A 10,329-nucleotide genomic window follows, 5' to 3' on the forward strand; every position below is an offset into this window, starting at 1 on the left:
CCATAGCTCACCGGGGTGTGGGCCGGGGGAGGCGACGTTTGTGAAGAGGAGCGGGCCCCTGCGGGTGTTGGCGGGTGCCCGTCGCCTCCCCCGGGGGCGGGGGGCGGCCCCCGCCCCGGTGTGCGGGGGGGGGGGGGGGGGGGGCGGGGGGGGGGGGGCGCCCCCCGCGGCCGGGATGAGCCGCGAGGGCTACACCCGCCGATTCCGCAAGACTCACGGCGTGCCGCCGCACGCCTTCGGGCTTCAGGAGCGGCTGAACGAGGCGCGGTTGCTGCTCCGCGCGGGGGAGCCCATCGCCGCGGTGGCGGCGGACACCGGCTTCACCGACCAGAGCCATCTCGGCCGCTGCTTCCGCCGCGCCTTCGGAGTCACTCCGGGCCGCTACCGGGCCGGGTAGGTCACATCCGTACCAGACCGCCGCCGCGCCGCCTGCTACCCATCCGGCATTCACCCACAGCCAATCTTGGGAGCATGGCATGTCCATCGCACTGTCCGCCGCCTCGTACCTCCTGGTGGTCGGCGCCGGGGTCAGCGTCGCGTTGCAGCAGGTCCTCAACGCCAATCTCCGGGCCGACCTCGACTCGCCCTGGTGGGCGGGTTTCGTCAGCTACGTCGTCGGGATGCTGGCGATGCTGGCGGTGGCGCTCCTCGCGCCGGGTCCCCGCCTCGCCGAAGCGGTGAGCGGGGCGGGGTCGTGGGTCACCTGGACCGGCGGGCTGTTCGGCGCGCTGTTCATCGGGACGGCCATCCTGATGGTGCCCCGCCTGGGGGCGGCGACCGTGCTGGCGCTGATCGTGGTCGGCCAGATGCTCGGCTCCCTCGCCTTCGACCATGTCGGCCTGCTCGGCCTGCCGCAGCAGCCGATCAGCCCGACCCGGCTGGCCGGCGCCGCCTCGCTGGTCCTCGGCGTCGTCCTGATCCGGCTGTAGCGCTCTCAGGCGGTGCGGTGGAGGGCGAAGCCCGACGCGCCGGGGGCTTCCAGATCGGGGCGGAGTTCGAGGCTGGGGATCGCATAGTCACCGCCGTTCTGGCGGCGGAAGGGGATCGGCGCCGTCGTCTCCAGCGTCCGCATCCGCTCCCGCAATTGCTCCGCCGCCCGCGCGAAGGCGGCCTCGTCGAAGCGGTCCACCCGGTAGGCGACGAAGGGCGGCAGAACGTCGTAGCCGGGGTAATGCAGGATGCCGTGGTTGATCGGGAACAGCAGGTCGTCGATCGGGCCGTTGATGCCGCGCGGCGCGTAATGCTCGGCCCAGCCGCCCGTCGTCACCACGAGCATGGCGCGCTTGCCGGCGAAGCGGCCCTCGCCGTAGCGGTCGCCCCAGCGCCGGTCGCTGTGCTCGCCGACGCCATAGGCGAGGCCGTAGGCGTAGACACGGTCGACCCAGCCCTTGAGGATCGCCGGCATGGTGAACCACCAGAGCGGGAATTGCAGGATCAGCGCGTCGGCCCACAGCAGCTTCTCCTGCTCGGCCTTCACATCGTCGGTCAGCGCGTCGGCGGCGAAGGCGGCGCCGGAGGCGGCGGCCACCTTCAGGCGCTCCCCCTCGCCGAGGCTGGGGAAGTCGGCATGGTCCACCGCGGCCTTCCAGTTCATGGCGTAGAGGTCGGAAACCCGCACCGCGTGCCCTTGCGCCTCCAGTTCCGCAACGGCGGCATCGCGCAGGGCGGCGTTGAGGGAGTGGGGGTCGGGGTGGGCAAAGACGATCAGCACGTTCATCACAGGCACCTGTTCGCTTGAAGCATGTGCGCTCCAAGCTATGCGGACGACAATTGATCCGGTAGACATGGCGAATGGATGGAACTCTGCCGTAAAATGGATCAATCGAACGTCACGCTGGACCGCATGCGGACCTTCGTCCGCGTCGCCGAACGGGGAAGCCTGTCGGCGGTGGCGCGCGAGATGGCCATCGGGCAATCCAGCGTCACCCGCCACATCCGCGAGCTGGAGGAGGCGCTGGGTGTCGCTCTGCTCAGCCGCACCACGCGGCGTGTCGCGCTGACCGTGGAGGGCGAGCGCTACTACGCCAACGCCGTCCAGATCCTGCGCCTCGTCGAACAGGCGGGCGACGAGGCACGCGACACCGGCCGCGCCTCGGCCGGGACGGTGCGGGTGTCCTGCACGGCGGCGCTCGGCGTCCGGCACATCAGCCGGCTGATCTTCGCCTTCCAGGACCGCCATCCGGACATCGCCGTCGATCTCGGCCTGACCGACGAGCGCATCGACCTCGTGCGCGACGGCGTGGACCTCGCCATCCGCCTCGGTCCGCTCACCGACAGCTCCCTGAAGCGGCGGGCGCTCGGGTCGAGCCGGCGCGTTCTCGTCGGGGCGCCGGCCTGTCTGGAGCGGCACGGCCGGCCGGCGACGCCGGCCGACCTCGCGCGGTTCGACGGCGTGCGCATGTCGAACATCGCGGGGAGCGACCGGCTGACGCTCGAAGGGCCGGACGGCGCGCTCCACGCCGTGTCCCTTGGGGGACGGCTGCGGGTCGATCACGGGCTGGCCGCGCGCGAGGCCTACCTCGCCGGCCGCGGCATCGGCCCGGCCCATGTCTGGCTGGTGGACGACCTGCTCGCCGACGGCCGCCTTGAGGTTCTCCTGCCGGACCACGCGCCGCCCGCCGTGCCGCTCAACCTGCTGATCGTGCCGGAGCGCGCCGGCATCGCGCGGGTCCGGCTGCTGGTGGAATTCCTGGCGGAGACGGTCGCGACCATCCCCGGGATCGAGCGGCCGTCTTGGGGATAGCCGCCCGGGGTTAGCCGATAGGATGATTACGGGGCCGCCCCCTCGGTCGCCGCCCCCTTTCTTACCGCCAGGCTGCGGCGGGGCAGGCGCAGGCGCCCGTTGAGGACGAGGTGGGCGACGAGGCCGATCAGCAGGCCCCAGAAGGCCCCGCCGATGCCGAGCAGCTTGATGTTCGCGGCGGACGCCAGGAAGGTGATCAGCGCCGCCTCGCGGGACGCCGGGTCGGCCATCGCCCCGGCCAGGCTGCCGCCGATGGTGCCCAGCAGCGCCAGACCGGCGAGCGCGGTGATGAAGGTCGCGGGGAAGGCCATGAAGACGGCGGCCAGCGTCACCCCGAACACCCCGACAAGCACGTAGAAGACGCCCGCCGCGATCCCGGCGATCCAGCGCTTGGAAGGGTCCTCATGCGCTTCCTTGCCGGTGGCGATGGCGGCGGTGATGGCGGCGATGTTGAAGGCGTGGGAGCCGAACGGGGCCATGAGCAGCGAGACGAGGCCGGTCACGGTCACGATGGGGTTGGCGCTGGTCGTGAAGCCGTCGTTGCGCAGGACCAGCATCCCCGGCATGTACTGGCCGGACAGCGTGATCAGGAACAGCGGCAGCGCGACCGACAGCAGCGCGTTCAGCGAGAAGTCCGGTGCTGTGAAGATCGGGGCGGCGAACTCCAGCGACAGGCCCGACAGATCGACGCGGCCCTGCGTCAGCAGGAAGGCCAGCCCGAGGACGAGGATGCCGACCACGGCGTAGCGGGCGGACAGCCGCTTCAGCGCGACATAGGCGACGATCAGCAGGCCGACCAGCAGCGGGTCGACGCTGGCCCCGCCGAACGCCCCGATGCCGAAGGGAAGCAGGATGCCGGCGAGAAGGCCGGAGGCGATGCCGGGCGGAATCAGCCGGATGACCTTCTCGAAGCAGCCCGACAGGCCGAGCGCGACGAAGGCCGCCGCCGAGATCATGTAGGCGCCGACCGCCTCGGCGTAGGGCGTCGTCGCCAGCGCGGTGACGAGGAACGCCGCGGCCGGGGTGGACCAGGCGGTGATGATCGGCTCGCGATGGCGCCAGCTCAGGAACAGCCCGGTCAGCCCGACGCCGATGGAGACCGACCAGACCCAGGAGGCGGTGAGGTCGGGGCTGAGGCCCGCGACCTTCGCCGCCTGGAAGACCAGGATGAAGGTGCCGCCGTAATTGACGATGACGGAGATCAGGCCCGCCACGACGGGGTGGGCTAGGTCGTTGAGGCGGATAGGGTTTGGATTGGGTGGCATGGTTGCGCGGGACCTCCGGACGGTTCGAGCCGCAAGGGCGATGAGCGGCCTTGACAACTACCCGAGCAATGGCCTGATGTGCCCGTCCGCTTTCCTTAAGAAGGCCAGACCAATTGTTCCGGCATTCCCAGCTTGAGTCCGTGAAGGCGTGGATCGCCAACCCCGCCCACGCGGCAATGCCGCTCCACGCGCGGATTCAGCGGGCCGTCCGGCAATTGATTGTCGACGGCGCGCTCGGGCCGGGCAAGCCGCTGCCTGCCTCGCGCGCGCTCGCCGCCTCGCTGGGGGTGTCCCGCGACACGATTGAGGCGGCCTACGCCCAGCTTCACGCCGAAGGTTTCATCGACCGGCGCGTCGGCAGCGGCAGCTTCGTCGCGGAGATCAGCGAGTTCACCCCCGGCCGCCGCCGGTCCCGGCGCGACACGCTCCCGAGCGATCCGGCACCGGCGCTCAGCCGGCGCGGTGCCGCCGTGTTCGAGGGGGGCGGCGTGCGCGAGATGGCGGCGCCGCGGCCCTTCGCCCATGGCGTTCCGGAAACCCGGACCTTTCCGCTCGCGCTCTGGGAACGGCTGGAACGGCAGGTGCGCAAGGAGGTCGGCGCGCACAGCCTGTTCCACGGCGATCCGCAGGGGACCGAGCCGCTGCGCCGCGCCATCGCCGACTATGTGAACCTCGAACGCGGCGCGCGCGCCACCGCCGACCGCGTCCTGGTGCTGACCAGCTCGCAACAGGCGATGGCGCTCTGCGCGAGCATGCTGTTCGACCCCGGCGACGGGATTTTCCTGGAGGACCCGGCCTATTACGGGGCGCGCAAGGCGTTCGAAGCGGCGGGGCTGGACTGCGTTCCGATCCGCGTCGACCGGCAGGGCATCGTCGTCGATCACATCCTGGCCGAGCCGCAGCGGGCGAAGGCGGTGTTCCTGACGCCGTCCCACCAATTCCCGACCGGCGCGACGCTGGCGCTGGACCGCCGCCTCGCCCTGATCGAGTGGGCGGCCCGCCATCAGGCCTGGATCATCGAGGACGACTATGACAGCGAGTTCCGCTACGCGGGCAAGCCGACGGCCTGCGTGCAGGGTCTCGATCCGCACGGCCGCACCATCTACATCGGCACCTTCACCAAGTCGCTCTTTCCCGGGCTGCGGATCGGCTACGCCGTGCTGCCGCCGGCGCTCGTGAAGCCGATGACCGTCGCGCGCACCCTGCTGGATGGGCACACGGCACCAATGGCGCAGCTCACGCTGGCCCGCTTCATGGAGGGCGGGCATTTCGGGGCGCATGTGCGGACCATGCGCGGCGTCTACGCCGAGCGCCTCGACGCGCTGGCGGGCCTCGTCGCCAAGCACCTGTCGGACTTTGTCGAGCCGCAGGTTCCCATCGGCGGTTTGCAGATGCCCTGCCTGCTGACCGGCGACCTTACGGAGCGCGCCGCCGTCGATGCGGCGCGCCGGGCCGGGATCGAGCTGCTCGGCCTGTCGGCGCTGCACGCCGCCGGTGATGGCAAGGCCGGCTTCCTGATGGGCTTTGCGGCCTACACGCCTTTCGAGATCGAGGTGGCCGTCAGAAAGCTGGAGAAGGCGCTTCGCGCGGCGGCGACGCCGTAGCTTGGCCGGGTGTCCGGAATAGGGAGAATTGGTCTGGACCGATACCGGACATTGGCTGGGCACAGCGAGCCATTCGTCTGGTATCCGAGAGCCGAGCAACCCACGACGCTCCCGGCGCGGGAGCGGGAGGCGACCCATGCACAAGACAGCGGTAGCGATCCGGCACGTCCATTTCGAAGACCTCGGCATCTTCGGCGCGGTGCTGTCGGATGCCGGCTATTCGATCCGCTATCACGATCTCGATGCGGCGCCGTTCGCAAGGCTCGATCCGCTGGAGCCTGATCTGCTGATCGTCCTCGGCGGTCCTGTCGGGGTTTATGAAAGCGACGCCTATCCGTATCTCGCCGAGGAGGCGTCCCTCCTGGCGGCAAGGCTGGCCGCGGGGCGCCCGACTCTCGGCATCTGCCTGGGCGCGCAGCAGATCGCCAAGGCGCTCGGCGCGGCGGTGCGCCCCATGGGCCACAAGGAAATCGGCTTCGCGCCGCTCACGCTGACCGATGCCGGACGGAACGGGCCGCTTCGCCATCTGGAGGGTGTTCGGGTGCTCCACTGGCATGGGGACGCCTTCCAGATCCCCGACGGGGCGAAGAGCTTGGCGTCGACGCCGCTCTGCGCAACCCAGGGGTTTTCGGTTGGCCGCCACACGCTGGCCCTGCAATTCCATCCGGAGGTCGATGTGGCCGCCGGCATCGAACGATGGCTGACGGGCCATGCCGCCGAATTGGCGGGGGCTGGCATCGACCCCCGCGTGCTGCGCGGTCAAGCGGCGCGGATCGGCCCGGAATTGCGCGAGGCCGGGCAAAGGATGCTGGCCGAGTGGCTTCAGGCCGTGCCCTGATTCCTGTGCGGTGAGGCGGGATGGGGGTTCCATCGATCTGCACGGCGCTGCCGATCTGTGGCACAGTCCGCTCCAACGAGCCGCCTCACAGAGAAGCTGAATGAACGACGCAGCAAGGAATGTGCTGATCGACGGCATGGAGCGTTGGAGCGCCTTCATCGAAGCGAACGCCTCCTGGGCGGAGGTGATCTTCTTCCTGTGCGCCTTCGCGGAGACCCTGGCCTTCGTCGGGTTCGTGGTGCCGGGCGTGGTGCTGATCGCCGCGGGAGGCGCGCTGGTCGCCTCCGGTGCTCTCGGTTTCTGGCAGGTCTACGTCGCCCTCGCGCTGGGCGCGGTGCTGGGGGACGCCGTGTCCTACTGGCTTGGCCGGGTGTTCGGCGATCGGGTTCCGGTGGTCTGGCCGTTTCGCCAGCGGCCGGAGCTTCTGGAGCGGGGCAGCCGCTTCTTCCTGCGCCACGGCGGCAAGAGCGTCTTCTTTGCCCGCTTCCTCGGCCCGCTGCGGCCGGTGGTGCCGATCACCGCCGGCATGATGGCGATGCCGCACCACAGCTTCCAGACCGCCAACCTGCTGTCCGCGGTGATTTGGGTGCCTTTGATGATGGCGCCCGGCATCGCCATCGTGAAGGGGGTCGGCATCGAAGACCTCCTGTCCGGCGGCGCGGCGCCGCCGGCCGTCACCCGGAACGGAGGCGACACGCCCTGCGTGCCGGCGCCGCCGATTTCCGGCGAGCCGTCGCGGTGCTGACCGCCCTCAGGCGCACTTGGAATAGCCGCAGTTCAGGCAGCTGTCGCAGCCTTCCTGCCGGATCAGGCCGGGCTGGCCGCATTTCGGGCATTGCCGGAGTTTGGCCGGCTCGGCTCCGATGACCACCGGTGCGGGACCAGGGGCGGCGTCGGCGGTCGGCAGCACAGTCAGCGTTCCGTCGACGGCCCCGTCGTCCGGCAGCATCCCGATGGCCTTGAGATGCCGTTCGATGACGTCCCCGATGGCCGCCAGCAGGGACGGGACGTAGCGGCCCTGCATCCAGGCGCCGCCGCGCGGGTCGAAGACTGCCTTCAACTCCTCCACGACGAAGCCGACCTCGCCGCCGCGGCGGAAGACCGCGGAGATCATCCGGGTCAGCGCGACGGTCCAGGCGTAATGCTCCATGTTCTTGGAGTTGATGAAGACCTCGAAGGGCCGGCGCCGCCCGTTCTCCACGATGTCGTTGATGGTGATGTACATGGCGTGGTCACTGTCCGGCCAGCGCACCTTGTAGGTCTCGCCCGGCAGGGTTTCCGGACGGTCGGGCGGCTTGGCCATCGGAACGGGAGGCGATGCCGCCCCTTCCTTCTTCACCGACAGGACGGAGCCGGTGACCGCGTTCGGGCGGTAGGTGGTGCAGCCCTTGCAACCCAGCTCGTAGGCCTGCCAATAGACGTCCTTGAAGGCGTCGAAGGGCAGGTCCTCCGGGCAGTTGATGGTCTTGGAGATGGAGCTGTCCACATGGCGCTGGGCGGCCGCCTGCATCACCACATGCTCCGCCGGGGTCAGGGACTGCGCGTCCACGAACCAGTCGGGCAGGGGCGCCTCGTCCCCGAACCGCGCGCGGAACAGGCGGTAGGCGTGGTCGCTCACCTCCTCCGTGCGGCGGGTGCCGTCGGGCATCAGGACGGTGCGCTCGTAGCTGTAGGAGAAGACCGGCTCGATCCCCGACGACACGTTGTCGGCGAACAGCGAGATCGTGCCGGTCGGCGCGATGGAGGTCAGAAGCGCGTTGCGGATGCCATGCTCCCCGATCAGGGCGCGCACGTCCTCGTCCAGCCCGCGCACCATCGGAGCGCTCCGATAGGCGTCGCGGTCGTAGAGCGGGAAGGCGCCCTTCTCCGCGGCGAGCAGGGCGGAGGCGCGGTAGGCCTCGTTGCGGATGATCCTCAGCCAGGACTCGGTCAGCGCCACCGCCGCCTCGCCGCCATAGCGCGTGCGGCAGAGGATCAGCGCGTCGGCCAGCCCGGTGACGCCCAGCCCGATGCGGCGCTTGGCGTGGGCCTCCTGCGCCTGCGGCTCCAGCGGGAAGCGCGAGGCGTCCACCACATTGTCCATCATCCGCACGGCGAGCGCGGTCAGCTCCTTCAGCCGGTCGGTGTCGAGCCGGGCCGTCTCCTCGAACGGGTCGATCACCAGGGCGGCGAGGTTGATCGAGCCGAGCAGGCAGGCGCCGTAGGGGGGCAGCGGCTGCTCTCCGCAGGGGTTGGTGGCGGAGATGGATTCGCAATAGCTCAGGTTGTTTTGACCGTTCACCCGGTCGATGAAGATGACGCCCGGCTCCGCATAGGCGTAGGTGGCCTGCATGATGCGGTCCCACAGGCCGCGGGCGCGCACCTCGCGGTGGACCCGGCCGTCGAAGACCAGCGGCCAGGGCCGGTCCTCGCGCACGGCGTCCATGAAGGCGTCGGTAACAAGGACCGACAGGTTGAACATGCGCAGCCGGCCGGGCTCGCGCTTGGCGTCGATGAAGTCCTCGATGTCGGGGTGGTCGCAGCGCAGCGTCGCCATCATCGCGCCGCGCCGGGCGCCCGCCGACATGATGGTGCGGCACATGCTGTCCCACACGTCCATGAAGGACAGCGGGCCGGAGGCGTCGGCGCCGACGCCCTTCACGAAGGCGCCCTTCGGCCGCAGGGTGGAGAAGTCGTAGCCGATGCCGCCGCCCTGTTGCATGGTCAGCGCCGCTTCGCGCAGATGGGCGAAGATGGCGCCGAGGTCGTCTTCGATCCGCCCCATGACGAAGCAGTTGAACAGCGTCACCGCCCGGCCCGTGCCGGCACCGGCCAGGATGCGCCCGGCGGGCAGGAACTCGAAGCGGGACAGCGCCCGTTCGAAGCGCGGCGCCCAGACCGCCGGTTCGGCCTCGGGCGCGGCGAGCGCCGTGGCGACGCGGCGCCAGGTGTCGGCGACGGTCTGGTCGATGGGGTCGCCCGCGGCGGACTTGAAGCGATACTTCATGTCCCAGATGCGCTGGGAAATGGCGGCGATCCCCGTCATGCGTCCTCCCCTTGCGCGGGCGGCCGATCAAAAACGCCGTCCCGCCGACAACCCTGTCCGAAGAGTAGGGGCCGCCCTTCCGGGGGTCAACCCAGCCGTTCCTCTTGCGTTCCGTCGGTCAGTTGCTGATGCGGCCCCGCTGGTCCGGCATGGCCTTGAGCGTCGCCAGGATCCCGCCGGTTTCGGCGCCGGACCCGCACAGGCCGAGCGCGGTTTCGCCGAAGTCCACGAGGCTGTGGTGGCGCGGGGCCGGTGCCCGCTCCAGCGGCACCAGCCACGCCGCGTGTCCGCGCGCCGCGAGGGCGTCGAAGTAGCCGCGCTGGGTGTGGAACGGGATGTTGGTCTCGCGTGGGTCGCCGATGACGAAGACGCGGCGTTTGGGATCGGGCGGGATGCGGTCGAGTGATTCGGCGGGGTCGAACCAGCCCTGCGGGCGGGCCAGCAGCGTCCGCAGCCCGCGCGCCTCCAGATAGGCCCGGTAGGCCGGCGCTCCGGAGGAGATCACCGCGCAGCGCAGATCGTGGCGGCGGGCGAGGAACTCCGCGGTCAGCGTGCCGCCGGTGCTGTGCCCGCCCAGTGCCCATTCCGTCACCCCGTAGCGGGACTTCAGGACGTCGAGCAGGGCGTTCATCAGGGCCGCCTCGCGCGGTGTGTGCCGCGTCGTCCAGAAGCGGCCGGAACTGCCATAGGCGCCGGGCCGGGCGAGGAACAGGAAGGGGATGCCGAACCGCTCCGCCAGGGCGCGTTCCTGGTCGATCATGGCGGCGACGCCCAGCCCCTCCTGGTGGCCGACGGAGGTCGGCTTGGTCCCCATGATGTCGCCGTGCATCCAAGCCACGGCGATGGGGTTGGGG

Annotated in this window: 10 protein-coding genes; 6 read left to right on the forward strand and 4 right to left on the reverse strand. The window is 70.6% G+C overall.

Annotation, left to right across the window (positions count from 1 at the left end; translation table 11 throughout):
- Positions 1–175: 175 nt before the first annotated feature.
- Entirely contained in the window at positions 176–397 is a 222-nt protein-coding gene (locus GBZ26_RS30380) for a helix-turn-helix domain-containing protein (protein ID WP_247884864.1), read from the forward strand.
- Positions 398–476: 79 nt separating this feature from the next.
- Entirely contained in the window at positions 477–929 is a 453-nt protein-coding gene (locus GBZ26_RS21695; RefSeq protein ID WP_174440632.1) for a DMT family transporter, read from the forward strand.
- A 5-nt stretch (positions 930–934) separates the two neighbouring features.
- Here GBZ26_RS21695 and GBZ26_RS21700 read toward each other — a convergent pair whose 3' ends face one another.
- Entirely contained in the window at positions 935–1,717 is a 783-nt protein-coding gene (locus GBZ26_RS21700; RefSeq protein ID WP_174440633.1) for an NAD(P)H-dependent oxidoreductase, read from the reverse strand.
- Between the two features lie 96 nt (positions 1,718–1,813).
- Here GBZ26_RS21700 and GBZ26_RS21705 point away from each other — a divergent pair, with 96 nt between their 5' ends.
- Positions 1,814–2,743, forward strand: a complete 930-nt coding sequence (locus tag GBZ26_RS21705; protein WP_174440634.1) for a LysR family transcriptional regulator — start codon at positions 1,814–1,816, stop codon at positions 2,741–2,743.
- Between the two features lie 26 nt (positions 2,744–2,769).
- Here GBZ26_RS21705 and GBZ26_RS21710 read toward each other — a convergent pair whose 3' ends face one another.
- Positions 2,770–4,008: a benzoate/H(+) symporter BenE family transporter gene (locus tag GBZ26_RS21710; protein WP_174440635.1), complete on the reverse strand. Its 1,239-nt coding sequence runs from the start codon at positions 4,006–4,008 to the stop codon at positions 2,770–2,772.
- A gap of 113 nt (positions 4,009–4,121) precedes the next feature.
- Between GBZ26_RS21710 and pdxR the strand changes: the two genes are divergently transcribed.
- From pdxR to GBZ26_RS21725, 3 genes are all read left to right on the forward strand, one after another.
- A complete protein-coding gene (gene pdxR / locus GBZ26_RS21715; RefSeq protein WP_174440636.1) occupies positions 4,122–5,612 on the forward strand; it encodes a MocR-like pyridoxine biosynthesis transcription factor PdxR in 1,491 nt (496 codons plus the stop codon).
- A 136-nt stretch (positions 5,613–5,748) separates the two neighbouring features.
- The gene (locus GBZ26_RS21720; RefSeq protein WP_174440637.1) at positions 5,749–6,450 is read left to right on the forward strand and encodes a glutamine amidotransferase; all 702 of its coding nucleotides are present in this window, start codon (positions 5,749–5,751) and stop codon (positions 6,448–6,450) included.
- 100 nt (positions 6,451–6,550) lie between these two features.
- On the forward strand, positions 6,551–7,195 hold the full coding sequence (locus tag GBZ26_RS21725; protein WP_211104888.1) for a DedA family protein: 645 nt from the start codon (positions 6,551–6,553) through the stop codon (positions 7,193–7,195).
- A 6-nt stretch (positions 7,196–7,201) separates the two neighbouring features.
- Here GBZ26_RS21725 and GBZ26_RS21730 read toward each other — a convergent pair whose 3' ends face one another.
- The gene (locus tag GBZ26_RS21730) at positions 7,202–9,475 is read right to left on the reverse strand and encodes an adenosylcobalamin-dependent ribonucleoside-diphosphate reductase (RefSeq protein WP_174440638.1); all 2,274 of its coding nucleotides are present in this window, start codon (positions 9,473–9,475) and stop codon (positions 7,202–7,204) included.
- A gap of 118 nt (positions 9,476–9,593) precedes the next feature.
- Positions 9,594–10,329: alpha/beta hydrolase family protein (locus GBZ26_RS21735; protein ID WP_211104889.1), on the reverse strand; the 736-nt coding region annotated here is incomplete at its 5' end.

It is taken from the genome of Azospirillum formosense, from assembly GCF_013340925.1.
Taxonomy (GTDB): Bacteria; Pseudomonadota; Alphaproteobacteria; order Azospirillales; family Azospirillaceae; genus Azospirillum; species Azospirillum formosense.